Here is a 15,907-nt window from a genome sequence, read left to right as displayed (position 1 = left end):
ATGGCCGACAAGCACCTCTCCAGCCAGTTCGACGCCGAACTGAGCAACATTTCCACCCGTGTGCTCGAAATGGGCGGCATCGTCGAATCCCAATTGCGCCAGTGCATCTACGCGCTGCATCACTTGAGCGTCGAAACGGCCGACCAGGTGCTGGAGCTCGAACATCGTGTCAACCGCCTCGAAGTCCAGATCGACCACGACATCACCTCCACCATGAGCCGGCGCCAACCAACGGCGCGCGACCTGCGGCTGCTGGTGGGCGTCTCAAGGGTGATCGTGAACCTGGAGCGCGCAGGGGACGAAGCATCCCGCATCGCCCGCATGCTCAAGTCGTTCATCGAAGCGGGGGCCCCTCGCTCGCTGCCGGTGGTCGATCTCGAGACCTCGGCCAAGCACGCCACCGACCAAATGCACCAAACCCTCGATGCGTTTGCCCGGCTCGATGTGCAGGCCGCGCTGGCCATCATCAATGAAGACGACCGCATCGACGCCGAATATGAAGGCTACTTCCGCCAGCTCATCACCTACATGATGGAGGACCCGCGCACGATCAGCAGCAGCCTCAACCTGCTGTTCCTGGCCAAGGCCATTGAGCGGGTGGGCGATCACGCCAAGAACATCGCGGAAGCCACCATCTACGTGGTCAAAGGCGCCGATGTGCGCCACACCACACCCGAACAGCGGGAGTCAGCGATCCAATGAGAAAGCTGCCCCGTGTACTGGTGGTCGAGGACGAGCCGGCCATCGCCGAACTCATCGCGGTCAACCTGCGCCACAACGGCTTCGCTCCCACCGTCGTGTTCGACGGTGAGGCCGCTCAGCGCGAGGTGGACTCGGTGCTGCCCGATGTCGTCCTGCTCGACTGGATGCTGCCCGGCGAAAGCGGCGTGGCCCTGGCCAAACGCTGGCGCCAGCAAGAGCGCATGAAAACGGTTCCCTTGATCATGCTGACAGCCCGCACCGAGGAGAGCGACAAAGTGCAGGGCCTGGATGCCGGCGCCGATGACTATGTGACCAAGCCGTTTTCGACCCAGGAACTGCTCGCGCGTATCCGTGCCGTGTTGCGCCGCCGAGCGCCCGAGGTCGTCAACGACGCCGTGCAGCTTGGTGAGTTGTCGCTGGACGCAGCGACCTATCGGGTCACGCTCAGTGGCCAAGAGCTCAAGGTCGGGCCCACCGAGTTCAAGCTGTTGCACTACCTCATGAAACACCCGGAGCGGGTGCATACCCGGGGCTCTCTGCTGGATCGGATCTGGGGAGATCACGTCTTCATCGAAGAGCGCACGGTGGACGTGCATGTCAAGCGTCTGCGGGAATCGCTGGGGGCCGCAAGCGCTATGATTGAAACCGTGCGAGGTGCGGGCTACCGCATCACCGCTCAACCCCAAGCCATCAAAGCCAAAAACGATCCTACCCCAGCATGATTCGCCGGCCCCTGGAACTGCTCGCGCTCACATTGGCGGGGGGCTTGAGCGGGGTGTGGCTGGCCGAAGGCAAGTGGGCCCCGGTGCTGGGCAGCTTGGTTGGAGCGACGATCTGGATCACGCTGGACAATGTGCGCGCGGCCCGGGTCCTTGCCTGGTTGCGCCACGGCCATGCGGTGCGCCCGCCGCAAACCTCGGCCGTCTGGGCCGAGGTGGTGGAACGGGCTCGCAAGGGATTCAAGGCCCTCAATCGCAAGGCACGCAAGAGCGAGGCCCGCTTGCAAGAGTTTCTGGCCGCCATCCAGGCGTCACCAAACGGGGTGTTGCTGCTTGACCGCAACGCCTCGATCGAATGGTGCAACTTCACGGCGGCGCAGCATCTGGGCTTTGATTCCAAGCGTGATGTGCACCAGCAGATTCGCAACCTCGTACGCGACCCGGTTTTCATCGAATACCTGAATCACGGGGACTATGCGCAACCGATCGAAATCGACGGTCGCGACGCCACGCCCGGACACCCGCAGCGCATCTCCATCCATATCCACGTCTATGGCAAGGGCCGCCGCCTCATGCTCACGCGCGACGTCACGGCCTTGGAGCAAGCCGAAGCCATGCGCCGGGATTTCGTGGCCAATGTCTCACACGAAATCCGCACGCCGCTGACGGTGGTCTCCGGATTCATCGAAACTTTACTGAACCTCGACCTCTCCCCCGAGGAGCAGCGGCAATACTTGCAGCTCATGGACGCGCAGGCTCAGCGTATGCAAGGTTTGGTGAGTGATTTGTTGATGCTGTCCCGGCTGGAAGGCAGCCCTGCCCCCGGGGGGACGGAGTGGGTCGGTTCGCAAGCCTTGCTGGAACAGGTGACGGGGGAGGCGCGTGCGCTATCCGACGTGATCAGTGGCGGCACTCATCGAATCGTCATCGAGCCATGCGAGCCGTTCGATATTGCGGGTGCGCGCTCCGAGCTGGCCAGTGCCATGTCCAATCTGCTCAACAACGCGGTGCGTCACACACCCGCTGGCAGTGAGGTGCGCGCTGGCTGGCGCCTCACGGCAGAGGGTGGGGCTGAATTTTTCGTGCAGGACAACGGCCCCGGCATCGCCCCTGAACACCTGCCGCGCCTGACTGAGCGTTTCTATCGGGTGGACAGAAGCCGTTCGCGGGAGACGGGTGGCACCGGGTTGGGTCTGGCCATCGTCAAGCACGTCGCTCAGCGCCACGGAGGCCACATGCAGGTTGACAGCACCCTCGGCCAGGGCTCGACCTTCACCATCACCTTGCCACCCAGCCGGGTGCTGGTGGCCTGAATCGCGGGGGTGAAAAGACCCGTCTCAAGGCGAAGCGCGCTCGAACATCATCCAGGTATCCCGGTTGTCCCGCAGACGGGGAATCTTCGTGATGAGCCGCCACTCGTCCATGGCCACGGCACCTTGCAGGTGCACGTAGTCGGCGGTATCCACCACCAACCGCGAGCAGGCGTCAGCCAGCGCAGACGGCGCACGAACCACGCGCAGGCCACCGTGGTATTGCAGACCGGCGATTTGTGCATGACTCAGCCCGAAGGTGGCTACGCAGTCCCCTGGGGGAACGGCGGCTGCCACCCGTTCCGACATGAAACGCTGCCCCATGCCGTGGTTGAGCAGGGGCAGCCACAGCGTCATCAGCAAGACCCAGCACAAGGTACTGCCTGTGGCCGATAGCACGAGGCTTTTCCAGATCGCCGGCCGGTGCCGACCCGCCCGCCAAGCCATCACCCCCAGCCATGCCAGTGTCACTGCCAGCGCCGGTACGAAGCCCGCGAGCATGAAGCTGGGCTCGAAGTTCGGCGCCAGCCTGGCCACGTTGGCGGCCGGCTTCGCTGGAGTGCCGGTCATCATCGCGATCCAGATGGTCCAAATGATGATGGCCCCGCCCGTGAAAAACAGCAGGGCAAACCAATCGATGAGCGCGGTGACGCTGCGCCGCAGCGTTGGCAAGGCAAAAGCGGCCAACGCTGCCAGAGCGGGCAGAGCCAGCAGCAGTGTGCGATCGCTTCCCCGGTCCCTCAGCGTGCTCAACAATACGACCAGCACCCACAGAAACGGGAGTAGCCAGTGGGGGCTGGACCAATGGCGCCGCCACGCCCATAGGGCCCATAGTGCCAGCAAGCCTATTGGCCAGGTGAACCAGACCAGCAGGCGACCAAGGCTACGCCAAGCGTCGTAACGCTCCCAATAGGCCCAAGGGAAATCGTGCCACCAGCCACCCGGCCAAGACCATCCATACACCGCCGCTGCAGCCACCATGGCGCCTGCGGCGCTGGGCAAGAGTACGGCGGAGGGAAAATCAAAAGAGCCACGACCCAATCTGGACTGGAGCACAGCAACCACCGCCGGCAACAAACCGAGCAGCATGGCAAGCCCTGGAGCGCCGCTGAGGGCAAGCCCTCCCGACGACAGCCAGGACAGCGCCACCGTTTTCCAGGGATGCCGTGCGTGTGTGCTGAAGCATCGTGCGGCCGCATGAAGCCCGACCGCCACACAAGCGAGCCGGGCAGGATCGACACTCGTTTCGTGGGCGAGCATGGCCAGTCCCAGGCTGGCGATGAGGGCTAGCCAAGCCGCATCGGCCATGGCCCGGGCGTAATCGATCGGGTGGGCTTCTCCGCCGAAGGCGAAACTCACGGGCTGCGCGCTGTGTCCGCGGGCCAAGTGAAAAACCGCATACCAGGTGCTGGCGAGGGTGACGCCCAGCAACAGGGCAAACGGCACCTTGGCGGCCAGGCCGGCCGGCAGGAAGGGCAGGGCTCGAATGGCCCAAGCACCGAGCCAATAAGGGAGCCAGCCGGCTCTGGCGGGTGTCTCACCCAGCAGCGTGGGTGTCAGCCATTCCCGAATCGGTGACTGGGAGAGTTCGAGCATCACACCGAAAGCGGCGAGATCCTCATTGCGCCAGGGGTCCCGTCCAAGAAAGCCGGGGACGACATAAAAGAGACCCAACAGCACCAGCACCCACCGGGGTAGACGGCGGGCGGCCACTTGAGTGACGATGGCTGGTGTGGGACGGATCACGAGAAAACTATAGCCTCTGCCACGGCGTCCCAACAAAAAAGCAGCCTGGGGCTGCTTGTTTGTTGGAGAATCGGGCGGATTTATTTCGCGGCACGGGCAAAGCGGTTGCGGAACTTCTCCACACGGCCACCCATGTTGTCCACACTCTTCTGTGTGCCGGTGTAGAAAGGATGGGATTCGCTGGAGGTGTCGAGCTTGAACAGCGGCAGTTCACGGCCGTCGTCCAGCTTGATGGTTTCCTTGGTGTTGACGCAGGAGCGGGTCACGAACTGGAAGCCGTTGGACAGGTCCACGAAACACACTTCGCGGTAGTTGGGGTGAATGCCTTCTTTCATCGCTGTTTCCTCTGGTGGGCGGCAGCCGCAGCCAGCCCATCTGGCGCACTTTCCGCAAAGCCTCGTATTGTAGCAGTTCCGGCTCGTGGATATCAACCACCACGACGCATGAGATCGAAGAATTCGTGGTTGTTCTTGGTTTGGCGCATGCTCTTGAGCACCATTTCCATGGATTCGATTTCATCCATGTTGTACATGAACTGGCGCAGGATGCGGGTTTTTTGCAGGATTTCGGGTTGCAGCAGCAATTCTTCGCGCCGGGTGCCGGAGCGGTTGAGCTGGATGGGGGGAAAGACGCGCTTTTCATAGAGGCGGCGGTCGAGGTGGATCTCGCAGTTGCCGGTGCCCTTGAATTCCTCGAAGATGACCTCGTCCATGCGGCTGCCCGTGTCCACCAGCGCGGTGGCGATGATGGTCAGCGAGCCGCCTTCTTCCACATTGCGTGCGGCGCCGAAAAAACGCTTGGGACGCTGCAGCGCATTGGCGTCCACGCCACCCGTCAGCACTTTGCCCGATGAGGGCAGCACGTTGTTGTAGGCGCGAGCCAGTCGGGTGATGGAGTCGAGCAGAATGACGACATCCTTTTTGAGCTCGACGAGGCGCTTGGCCCGCTCGATCACCATCTCGGCCACATGCACATGACGGGCCGCGGGCTCGTCGAAGGTGGATGCGATCACGTCGCCTTTGACGGTGCGTTGCATCTCGGTCACTTCCTCGGGGCGCTCGTCCACCAGCAGCACCATCAGCGTGACCTCGGGGTAGTTGGCGGTGATGGCATGGGCGATGGACTGCATCATCACCGTCTTGCCGCTCTTGGGCGGGGCAACGATCAGGGCGCGCTGGCCTTTGCCGATGGGCGCGATGATGTCGATCACACGGCCGGTGATGTTTTCCTCGCCTTTGAAGCCATCGCGTTCGAGACGCATCTGCTCCTTGGGGAACAGTGGCGTGAGGTTCTCGAACATGATTTTGTGCTTGTTCTGCTCAGGAGGCAGGCCGTTGATTTTGTCGAGCTTGTTCAGGGCAAAGTAACGCTCGCCGTCCTTGGGGGTGCGGACCTCGCCCTCGATCATGTCGCCCGTGTGCAAGTTGAAGCGACGGATCTGGCTGGGCGAAATGTAAATATCGTCGGTGGACGCGGTGAAGCTCGTGTCCATGTTGCGCAGGAAACCAAAGCCATCGGGCAGGACTTCCAGGATGCCATCGGCAAACACCTGCTCGCCGGCTTTCGCACGCTTCTTGATGATGGCAAACATCAGCTCCTGCTTGCGCATGCGGCCGGTGTTTTCGATTTCGAGGGCTTCGGCCTGCTTGAGCACTTCGGAGACGTGCAGAGCCTTGAGTTCGTTCAGGTGCATGGAATCACTCCTGCAAGGAGTTGGTGCGAAAGGAGGGGGAGTGGGCCGCTCGCGGTGGTGCGCGGCAGCAGACATCGAGCGGTCGTTGCGCTCGTTGAAGGAATTATGACAGGAAAATGCCCACGCCCGGGCATGATGCCCGGGCCGTGCAGGGCTCAGACGAGTTGCTGATCGATGAAAGCGGTCAACTGAGCCTTGCTCAGGGCCCCCACCTTGGTGGCGGCCAGCTGGCCATTTTTGAACAGCATCAGCGTGGGGATGCCGCGGATGCCATACTGAGCCGGTATGTTGCGGTTTTCGTCCACGTTCATCTTGGCGACTTGCAATTTGCCCTTGTAGGTGCTGGCCACCTCGTCCAGAATGGGGGCGATCATACGGCAGGGGCCGCACCACTCGGCCCAGAAATCGACCAAGACCGGCGCGCTGGATTTCACCACGTCTGCTTCGAAGGTTGCGTCGGTCACGTGCTTGATCAGTTCATTGGCCATGAGAGTGTGCGCCTCTGTTCGTCTTTGACATTCAGGAAAGGAGGTGACGAGCCTTGACCCCGGCACTGGCTACACAGTTAGGGCTGCTTGGTTCCCCACCTGACCCGGTTGGCCGCTTCACCATGCGGGAAGGCCCGTCAGGAAGGATTGTATGCGACAGATAGAATGCCTGCATGTCCTACGTCGTCCTGGCTCGCAAGTACCGCCCGCGGAATTTTGCCGAAATGGTGGGGCAGGAGCATGTGGTGCAGGCGCTCACGAACGCCCTGACCACGCAGCGCCTGCACCATGCCTATCTGTTCACCGGCACCCGGGGGGTGGGCAAGACCACGGTGTCCCGCATCCTGGCCAAGTCGCTCAACTGCACCGGTCCGGACGGCCAGGGCGGCATCACGGCCGCCCCGTGCGGGGTGTGCGACGCCTGCCGCGACATCGACTCGGGCCGCTTCGTGGACTACACGGAGCTGGATGCCGCCTCCAACCGTGGGGTGGATGAGGTGCAGACATTGTTGGAGCAGGCCGTCTATAAACCAGTGCAGGGGCGCTTCAAGGTCTTCATGATCGACGAAGTGCACATGCTGACGAACACCGCCTTCAACGCCATGCTCAAGACGCTGGAGGAGCCGCCTGCATACCTCAAGTTTGTGCTGGCCACCACCGACCCCCAAAAGGTGCCGGTGACGGTGCTCAGCCGTTGCCTGCAATTCAACCTGCGTCCTATGCCGCCTGAGACGGTGCGGGAGCACTTGGCTCAGGTGCTCCGATCGGAGCAGGTGACCTACGAAGACGGGGCGCTGCGCCTGCTCTCACGGGCCGCGCGCGGGTCGATGCGTGATGCGCTGAGCCTGACCGATCAGGCGATTGCCTTTGGCGGAGGGGAGTTGCGCGAACCCGTGGTCCGGCAGATGCTCGGCGCGGTGGACCGTGAACATGTGCGCCGGCTGATCGCGGCGCTGGCCGATGGCGACGGGGCGCAGGTGGTGGCAACGGTGGAGGAATTGCGCGTCCAGGGTCACAGCGCGGCTTCCACGCTGGAGGAGCTCACGGGCATGCTCCAGCGCATGGCCGTGCTGCAGGTCGTCCCAGACCAGGTGCACTGCACCGACCCGGACGATGCCGAGTGTGCCCAGCTGGCGCAGCGCCTTCCCGCCGATCTGACCCAGCTGCTCTACAGCCTATGTTTGCAGGGGCGCGTGGAACTGGGGTTGGCGCCCGACGAATACGCAGCGCTCACCATGGTGCTGTTGCGTTTGCTGGCATTTCAGCCGGAGTGGACGGAAAAAAAAAGTCTGAAACGCTCCTCGGCTGAGGCGGTTCGTCCGTCCGCTGTGCATACCGAACCGCCACCCGCCGTGACGCCGCCGAGCGTTGCTCCGCCACCCACGACGCCGCTGCCCGCACACGAACCTGTGTCATCCCCTGAGTCGGGCGACCTTTCGGACTTTTGGCATCGTGTGGTCTCGACGCTCATGGAGCGCGAGGCGGTCACCGCTCTGACGCGCGAGCTGGCCTTGCAATCCCAACTGGTTCAACGCACGGACGATTGCTGGACCCTGCGGATCGGCAATCCGGCCTTGGCTCAGGCCGGTTCGCGCGAGCGGCTGCAGGCAGCCCTGTCTGCACACGGTTGGCCGGTTCGCATCGAAGTGGAAAGCGGCCCCGTGCAAGACACGCCCGCGCGCCGCCATGCTGCTGCGGCCGAGGCGCGTTTGCGCGCGGCCGAGGAAAGCTTGCGGGCCGATCCTTTCGTTCAATCGATGATGCGCGATTTTGGCGGCAAAATCGTGCCCGGTAGCATCCAGGCGCTCTGAGCGCCGTAACCCCGTACACAAGGATACCCATGTTCAACAAAGGACAACTGGCCGGCCTCATGAAACAGGCCCAGGCCATGCAAGAGAACCTCAAGAAAGCCCAGGAAGAGCTGGGAACCATCGAAGTGACCGGCGAGTCCGGTGCCGGGCTGGTCAAGGTGGTCATGACATGCAAGCACGACGTCAAGCGCGTGACCATCGACCCCAGCCTGCTGGCCGAGGACAAAGACATGCTGGAAGATCTGGTAGCGGCCGCCTTCAACGCGGCCGTGCGCAAGGCCGAGGAAACCACCCAGGAAAAGATGGGCAAGATCACCGCCGGCATGCCGGGCCTGCCCGGCGGCATGAAGCTTCCCTTCTGAGTCGGCCATGGCCCGGGCGCTGGACCAACTCATCGCCGCGCTCCAGCGCCTGCCCGGTGTCGGTGTGAAATCGGCATCCCGGATGGCCTACCATCTGCTGCAACACGATCCCCAAGGGGCTGAACAGCTGGCTCAAGCGTTGTTGCGGGCCACCGCCGAAGTCCGCCACTGCCGGCTGTGTCACACCTTCACCGAGGACGACATCTGCGACACCTGCGCCGATCCGGGACGCGACAGCGGGTTGCTCTGCGTCGTCGAGACGCCCGCCGACCAAGCCGCCCTGGAACGCACGGGCATTTACCGGGGCCGATATTTCGTGCTCATGGGCAAGCTCAGCCCTCTCGGGGGCGTCGGGCCGCACGACATCGGCCTGGAAAAACTGATTCGCCGACTCACGGATGGTGTTGCGGCAGAGCCGGTGCGCGAAGTCGTGCTCGCGACCAGCTTCACCGCCGAAGGCGAGGCCACCGCCCACGTGATCGGGCAACTGGTCCGCTCCCAGGGCATCAAAGTGACCCGCTTGGCTCGGGGCGTACCCGTTGGCAGCGAACTGGAGTATGTGGATCTGGGCACCATCGCCCACGCCTACGCCGATCGGCGCTGAGCCGGCAGCTAGGGGTTCACCCCATTCTCGTTAACCCGCTCGGGATCAGCCCGGGTGGCGCGATGGTCCGGGTGTGACTATGCTTGGGCCAGAAGGCTGGGGGGCTGCCTGGCGTGCAGGAGGGGTATTGCGGTGCGACTGTCGCGACGTGTCTGGTTGTTGGGGGCGGCATCCCTGACGCTGCCCCCATTGCTGGCATCGAGGGCCCAACCGGCTGCGGTGGATATCCTGGTTCAAGGTATCGACCGCATCCAGTCGCTGCCCCTGGTGCTGGCGCAGCGGCTGGGATTTTTCCAGTCCGAAGGGTTGAATGTCAGTCTGTCTGCGGTTCCTGCCGATACCCGCACCTTGGAGGCAGTCGGCCGCCTGAGCACCAGCGTGTTCGCGGGCAGCTTCGAGCGCACGCTTTATCTCAACGCCACCGGCCGCCCGCACCGGGCATTCGTCCTTCTTTCCCGCTCACCGCAAAAGGTGCTCGGCATCTCGGCGCTACACATGCCGGCCGGGCAGGAGGTGTCGGATCTGGTCGGTGCACAGATCGGCATCCCGGCATTGGGCTCGGCTTCCGAGCGGGTGGCTCAATGGGTGCTGATGCGTGCCGGGCTCAAGGTTTCGGATGTGCAGTTCGTCGAACTGCCCAACCCAGTGCAGGCGATGGCCGCCCTCAATTCGGGCACCGTCGATGCGTTGTGCTACGGCGATCCGGCCATCACCCGGCTCGAAATGGCCGGTGTGCTGCGTGTGTTGACCGATACCCGTACCCTGCGGGATACCGAAAAGGTATTCGGTGGCCCGGTTGCCTGTGCCTGTTTGAGCGCCTCCACGGCGTTCATCGATGCCCAGCCCCAGGTGGTGCAGGGGCTGACGAGCGCAATCGTTCGCAGTCTGGTCTGGCTGCGAACGGCGGGAGCGTCAGACCTGATGCGGCATGTGCCCGAGCCATTCATGCACGGTGACCGCTCGCTGTTTCTGGGGATGTTTCATCGGTCACGCGAATCTTTGGCCGTCGATGGACTCATGCCCGATGGCGCGGCACTGAATCTGATGCGAGCGCTGGAGCGGCTGCGCCTGCCGGTCGAATGGCAGAGCGTGCAGCCCCACGCCACCTACACGAACCGATTCGCCCAGCGAGCGCGCCAGCAGTGGCGAGCATGATCCGAGGGACTGCCTTCGCATAAGATCGGCGCATGTGCCCGACGCCCTCTGACGACCCGCTGTACCAGCGGCTGCAAGCCCTGCATGCGCTGCTGCACCATCACGCCCATCTGTATTACGTGCTCGACAGCCCGGAAGTGCCAGATGCCCAGTACGACGCCTGGTTCGAGGAGTTGAAAGCCATCGAGGCCGAGCATCCGCAATGGCGCACGCCAGACTCCCCCACCCAGCGCGTGGGGGGCCGGGTCCTGGACGGTTTCGATACCGTTCGCCACCGGGTGCCGATGTTGAGCATCCGCACAGAAACCGATACCGAGGCCAGTGGTGCCCTGGCGTTTGATGCCCGTATCCGCAAGGAACTCGAACTCGGGGACGATGCCCCGCCTGTGGAGTACGTGGCCGAGCCGAAGTTCGATGGTTTGGCCGTGAGCCTGCGTTACGAGGCGGGGGTGCTGGTCCAGGCCGCGACGCGCGGCGATGGCGAGGTCGGGGAAGACGTGACGCAGAACGTGCGCACCATCGGCCAAATCCCGCTGCGGCTCGACAGCCGCCAACGGCCCGTGCCGCCCGTGCTGGAGGTGCGTGGCGAGGTGTACATGCGACGCGACGATTTCGAGGCTCTCAACGCGCGCCAACGCCAGCGCATCGCCAATGGTGCCAAGGGGGAGAAAACGTTTGTCAACCCCCGCAACGCGGCCGCCGGTGCCATTCGCCAACTGGACCCCCAGATCGCCGCATCGCGGCCGCTCAGCTTCTTTGCCTACGGCTGGGGGGAGATGACTGCGCCGGAGCAGGGAGGCCCGGCATTCGCCACCCATTTCGAGGGCCTGATGGCCCTGCGCGATTGGGGATTCCCGGTGTCGGATCTGGTGCAGCGTTGTACCGGTGCCGAAGCCCTGGTGGCCTACCATCGGCGCATCGGTGCGCTGCGTGATCAGCTGCCCTTTGACATCGACGGCGTGGTCTATAAGGTCAACCGGCTGGATTGGCAGAAGCGGCTGGGCTTCGTCACCCGCGAACCGCGTTGGGCCATCGCTCACAAGTATCCGGCTCAGGAGCAGATGACCACGGTGCTCGACATCGAGGTGCAGGTAGGGCGTACCGGTAAGCTCACGCCCGTGGCCAAACTCGCTCCGGTATTCGTGGGTGGGGTCACGGTCACGAACGCCACGTTGCACAACGAAGACGAAGTCCTGCGCAAGGACGTCCGCATCGGCGACACGGTGATCGTGCGCCGTGCCGGCGACGTCATCCCCGAGGTCGTTTCGGTGGTCTTGCCGGGCGTGGCGCCTGAGCAAGGAGCCGGCACGCCCACCGGCCCGGCCGGGGTAGCCGGTCCGGTTCGCGGTCCGGTATTTCGCATGCCGACCCATTGTCCCGTGTGTGGCAGTGACGTGGTGCGCGAACCGGGCGAGGCCGATCACCGCTGTACCGGCGGTTTGTACTGCCCGGCCCAGCGCAAGCAGGCCATCCTCCATTACGCGCAGCGGCGTGCCATGGACATCGAGGGCCTGGGCGAAAAGCTCGTGGATCAGTTGGTGGATGCCCAGATCGTCCGCGGCATCCCCGATCTGTACCGGTTGAGCTTGACTACGCTGGCGAATCTGGACCGGATGGCCGAAAAATCCGCCAGCAATCTGTTGGCGGCACTGGAAAAATCGAAGCGCACCACCTTGGCCCGTTTCCTCTATGCGTTGGGGATTCGCCATGTGGGCGAGGCCACCGCCAAGGATCTGGCTCGTCACTTCGGCAGCCTGGATCGCATCATGGATGCCAGCGTGGACGAACTGCTCCAGGTGCGTGACGTCGGTCCCGTGGTGGCCCAGAGCATACACACTTTCTTCGCCCAGCCGCACAACCGCGAAACCGTGGAGGAGCTGCGTGCCTGCGGTGTCCATTGGGACGACGAAGCAGGCTCTGCTGCCGTGCCTCAGACCCTGCTGGGCAAAACCTTTGTGCTCACCGGCACCCTGCCCACACTGTCGCGTGATCAGGCCAAGGCGTTGATCGAGTCGGCGGGGGGTAAGGTCAGCGGATCGGTGAGCAAAAAGACGGATTTCGTCGTGGCCGGTGTGGAAGCAGGCAGCAAACTCGACAAGGCCCGGGCCCTGGGCGTAGCCGTGATCGACGAGGCCCGTTTGTTGGCCCTGGCCAGCGGCTCCGTTGAGCCTTGATCAATCGTTGAAATGGTAGTGGTCGCGGTTCAGCACGGCGGCCACTGCGGTGACTTCTTCCGGAAACATCTGGAAATTGAGCGTCGAATTGCATTGCTCGACCATGCCGCGCAGCAGCCCGGCGTTGGAGATCACGCCCAAGGGGCGGTAGATGGCACTGCCATCACCGCCGACTTTTTCCGCATGGCACTGGGCGCAGCGGTGCTGCTTGATGAGTTCTTCACCGAGTTGGAGATCGGCCCCTTGAAAAATGGCCGGGCCTTGAGCCTGTGCAGGACGCTGCATGAGCGCTGCGGCCACAAGCATGACCGCCGACAAGACAAAAAGCAACAGCCGCGAGCGCGATACCGATCGGTATGCTGAAGTGGCATGAGGGGTTGGGGTATGTTGGGACATTGCAAACCTCCTTTGCCGTGATGGCGATTGGCCATACACCTTAACACCCCATGCCCAGGCGACATACCGGGCATTCCCTAAATCCCTCAGGGGCCTTCGAGCACGGCGAGCAGATCGGTGGTCATCTGGGCCTGGTGCTTGTAGTCGTGCAGACCGGGACCGCTGATGAGGAAGGTGTCCTCCACCCGTTCGCCCAGGGTAGTGATCTTGGCCAGTTGCAGGTTGACGTGATGCTGGGCCAGTACCCGGGCAATGCTGTAGAGCAGGCCGTTGCGGTCACTGGCCGATACACTGAGCAGCCAGTGCTGGCCTTTGTCGTCGGGTTGCAGCTCCACGCGCGGGGTGACCGGAAAACTGCGCACCCGGCGCGACAGGCGGGCGCGGCTCGGCGCAGGCAGCGGCCCTGAGGTGGTGATGGCGGCCGGCAGTTCGTTTTCCACCAGGGCTATCAGCTCCCGGTGGTGTTCCGCCAGGCTGGTCGTGATGACCTGAAAGGTGTCGAGGGCGTAGCCGTCGCGGGTGGTATGCACTTTGGCGTCTTGAATGCTGAAGCCGGCGGCATCGAAGTAGCCGCAAATGCGGGCAAACAGGTCGGCTTCGTCGCGAGCATAGACGAGTACCTGCAAGCCCTCGCCCACGAGCGAGCGGCGTGCCCGCACGACGGCCGAGACCCCCTCAGCCATATCCGCCTGCGACAGTGCCCGCGTCACATGCCGCGTGTGCCAGGCGATCTCGTCGGCAGAGTGGCGCATGAAATAGCTCACGTCGAGCTGATCCCACAGACGCTTGTGGGCCTGGTGAGGCAAGGCATGCAGGGCCAAGGTGGCCAGTGCTTCGCGCTTGCGTGACTCGATCTCGGCGCCGGGGTCGGCGGCTGCGCCTCCCAGCACCCGCACGGTGGCGCGGTAGAGATCTTCGAGCAGCTTGCCTTTCCAGGCATTCCACACTTTGGGACTGGTGCCGCGGATGTCGGCCACGGTCAGCAGGTACAAGCCCGTCAGGCGGCGTTCAGAGCCCACCCGGCTGGCAAAGGCCGCGATGACGTCCGGGTCGCTGAGGTCTTCTTTTTGTGCGATCCGGCTCATCGTGAGGTGTTCGGCGACGAGGAACTGGATCAGTTCGGCATCGGCGCGAGCTATGCCGTGTTGTCTGGCAAAGGTGGCCACATCGGCCGCACCCAGCGTCGAATGGTCCCCGCCCCGGCCCTTGGCAATGTCATGGAACAGCGCGGCCACATAGAGCAGCCACGGCTTGTCCCAGCCAGCGGCCAGCTGTGCGCAGAACGGGTATTCATGGGCGTGCTCGGGGATGAAGAAGCGCCGCACATTGCGCAGCACCATCAGGATGTGTTGGTCCACGGTATAGACGTGGAACAGGTCGTGCTGCATTTGTCCCACGGTGTTGCGGAACACCCAGAGGTAGCGCCCGAGCACGGAGGTTTCGTTCATGAGCCGCAAGGCATGGGTGATGCCCTCGGGCTGCTGCAGGATGGCCATGAACGTCTGGCGGTTGACCGGGTCGCGCCGGAAAGCGGCGTTCATGATCGGGCGGGCGTTGTAGAGCGCGCGCAGCGTGCGGGCCGACAAACCCTTGATCCCCAGCGTACGTTGGTAGATCAGAAACGTTTCCAGGATGGCCTGTGGTTCGCGCAGGTACAAGTCGTCACTGACCACTTCCAGCATGCCGGCTTTTTCCACGAAGCGCTCGTTGATGGGCTGTAGGGGCACGGGGTCGCCGCGCTCGTCGCTGGCCATGCGCTCCTGGATGTTGAGCAGCAGGATCCGGTTGAGCTGGGTGACGGCCTTGGCGGCCCAGTAGTAGCGGCGCATCAGCGCCTCGCTGGCTCGACGGGCCTTCTTCGCACTGACGATCCGGGCATTGGTGTCGGGGGCCACGATGGCCTTGTAGCCGAAGGATTCGGCCAGCGCCGTCTGCACGTCGAACACCAGACGATCTTCTCGCCGCCCGGTGAGGGCATGCAAGCGGGCACGCACCAGGCTGAGAAAGGCTTCATTGGCCTTGAGTTGGCGGACCTCGAGCCGCGTGGCCAGCCCGCGCTGGGCCAGTTCGTCCCAGGAGCCCCCCAGCCCGGCAGCCTTGGCAATCCACAAAACGATCTGCAGGTCGCGCAATCCCCCAGGCGACTCCTTGCAGTTTGGCTCCAGGGCGTAGGGGGTGTTCTCATATTTCTGGTGCCGCTGGCGCATTTCCAGCTTTTTGGCTTGCCAGAACGCCTTGGGGTCGATCGATTCACCCACGCGCCGGGCCAGCTGCTCGAACAGGGCGCGGTGGCCAGCGATCCAACGGCATTCGAGGAGCGCCGTCTGGACCGTGACGTCGGCACCGGCTTCGGCCAGGCACTCATCGACTGTGCGCACGCTGGAGCCGATTTCGAGCCCTGCATCCCAGCACCGGCTGATGAAACACTCCAGCGCCGCCCGAATATCTGCCGATGCTTCCAGCCTGACGTTTTCGGGGAGCAGCACCAGCACATCCACGTCGGAATAGGGGAACAGTTCTCCACGACCGTAGCCTCCGACCGCCACCAAGGCAAACCCCGACGGCAGACCGGCTTGCCGCCACAGCGCCTTGAGTGTCTGATCGGTCAGCCGGCTCAGGCGCCTCAGCAGCGCATGAATGGCTCGGGCGCCGCCATGGAGTTGGGCGAGTCGCTCCAGGATGGCCGCCTTGCCTTCGCGGTACTGAAGCCGCAAGGCGTTCGTCGCGGAAGGCGTGACGACGTCCAT

General features: G+C 63.7%; 14 protein-coding genes and 1 other RNA gene. 8 read left to right on the top strand and 7 right to left on the bottom strand.

Going from position 1 to position 15,907, the window contains the following annotated elements; all coding sequences use genetic code 11:
- Genes phoU through phoR form a run of 3 tightly spaced genes read left to right on the top strand, consistent with a single transcriptional unit; the run spans position 1 to position 2,734 of the window.
- On the top strand, positions 1-702 hold the full coding sequence (gene phoU / locus HZS63_RS11240) for a phosphate signaling complex protein PhoU (protein WP_180684123.1): 702 nt from the start codon (positions 1-3) through the stop codon (positions 700-702).
- Positions 699-1,424: a phosphate regulon transcriptional regulator PhoB gene (phoB, locus tag HZS63_RS11235; RefSeq protein WP_180684122.1), complete on the top strand. Its 726-nt coding sequence runs from the start codon at positions 699-701 to the stop codon at positions 1,422-1,424. The genes phoU and phoB overlap by 4 nt, the downstream gene beginning before the upstream one ends.
- On the top strand, positions 1,421-2,734 hold the full coding sequence (phoR, locus tag HZS63_RS11230; protein ID WP_180684121.1) for a phosphate regulon sensor histidine kinase PhoR: 1,314 nt from the start codon (positions 1,421-1,423) through the stop codon (positions 2,732-2,734). The genes phoB and phoR overlap by 4 nt, the downstream gene beginning before the upstream one ends.
- A 24-nt stretch (positions 2,735-2,758) precedes the next feature.
- Here the strand turns inward: phoR and HZS63_RS11225 are convergent, their stop codons facing one another.
- From HZS63_RS11225 to ffs, 5 genes are all read right to left on the bottom strand, one after another.
- Positions 2,759-4,477, bottom strand: coding sequence for a hypothetical protein (locus tag HZS63_RS11225; RefSeq protein ID WP_180684120.1), 1,719 nt, complete (start codon positions 4,475-4,477; stop codon positions 2,759-2,761).
- A gap of 80 nt (positions 4,478-4,557) precedes the next feature.
- Entirely contained in the window at positions 4,558-4,812 is a 255-nt protein-coding gene (locus HZS63_RS11220) for a type B 50S ribosomal protein L31 (protein WP_180684119.1), read from the bottom strand.
- Between the two features lie 92 nt (positions 4,813-4,904).
- The gene (gene rho, locus HZS63_RS11215; RefSeq protein ID WP_180684118.1) at positions 4,905-6,170 is read right to left on the bottom strand and encodes a transcription termination factor Rho; all 1,266 of its coding nucleotides are present in this window, start codon (positions 6,168-6,170) and stop codon (positions 4,905-4,907) included.
- Positions 6,171-6,325: 155 nt separating this feature from the next.
- A complete protein-coding gene (gene trxA / locus HZS63_RS11210; protein ID WP_180684117.1) occupies positions 6,326-6,658 on the bottom strand; it encodes a thioredoxin TrxA in 333 nt (110 codons plus the stop codon).
- A 42-nt stretch (positions 6,659-6,700) separates the two neighbouring features.
- Positions 6,701-6,797: signal recognition particle sRNA small type (gene ffs, locus HZS63_RS11205), an RNA gene on the bottom strand.
- A 34-nt stretch (positions 6,798-6,831) separates the two neighbouring features.
- Between ffs and dnaX the strand changes: the two genes are divergently transcribed.
- The 5 genes from dnaX to ligA all read left to right on the top strand — a co-directional run bounded on the left by dnaX (position 6,832) and on the right by ligA (position 12,764).
- Positions 6,832-8,469 carry a DNA polymerase III subunit gamma/tau gene (gene dnaX / locus HZS63_RS11200; protein WP_180684116.1) on the top strand — a complete coding sequence of 546 codons (1,638 nt, stop codon included), beginning with the start codon at positions 6,832-6,834 and terminating at the stop codon, positions 8,467-8,469.
- Between the two features lie 29 nt (positions 8,470-8,498).
- Positions 8,499-8,831: a YbaB/EbfC family nucleoid-associated protein gene (locus tag HZS63_RS11195; RefSeq protein ID WP_180684115.1), complete on the top strand. Its 333-nt coding sequence runs from the start codon at positions 8,499-8,501 to the stop codon at positions 8,829-8,831.
- Between the two features lie 7 nt (positions 8,832-8,838).
- Positions 8,839-9,435, top strand: coding sequence for a recombination mediator RecR (recR, locus tag HZS63_RS11190; protein WP_180684114.1), 597 nt, complete (start codon positions 8,839-8,841; stop codon positions 9,433-9,435).
- Between the two features lie 132 nt (positions 9,436-9,567).
- A complete protein-coding gene (locus tag HZS63_RS11185) occupies positions 9,568-10,590 on the top strand; it encodes an ABC transporter substrate-binding protein (RefSeq protein WP_180684113.1) in 1,023 nt (340 codons plus the stop codon).
- A 32-nt stretch (positions 10,591-10,622) separates the two neighbouring features.
- Complete coding sequence (ligA, locus tag HZS63_RS11180) at positions 10,623-12,764, top strand: NAD-dependent DNA ligase LigA (RefSeq protein WP_180684112.1); 2,142 nt, start codon at positions 10,623-10,625, stop codon at positions 12,762-12,764.
- Here ligA and HZS63_RS11175 read toward each other — a convergent pair whose 3' ends face one another.
- Both HZS63_RS11175 and HZS63_RS11170 read right to left on the bottom strand, forming a co-directional pair.
- Positions 12,765-13,049, bottom strand: coding sequence for a hypothetical protein (locus HZS63_RS11175; protein WP_246316315.1), 285 nt, complete (start codon positions 13,047-13,049; stop codon positions 12,765-12,767). It abuts the gene before it with no gap.
- Positions 13,050-13,246: 197 nt separating this feature from the next.
- Positions 13,247-15,907, bottom strand: coding sequence for a [protein-PII] uridylyltransferase (locus HZS63_RS11170; RefSeq protein WP_180684110.1), 2,661 nt, complete (start codon positions 15,905-15,907; stop codon positions 13,247-13,249).

Source organism: Tepidicella baoligensis (genome assembly GCF_013432195.1).
GTDB classification, from domain to species: Bacteria; Pseudomonadota; Gammaproteobacteria; order Burkholderiales; family Burkholderiaceae_C; genus Tepidicella; species Tepidicella baoligensis.
The sequence above is the reverse complement of the archived record's forward strand: the minus strand, read 5'-3'. Positions and strand labels throughout refer to the sequence as shown.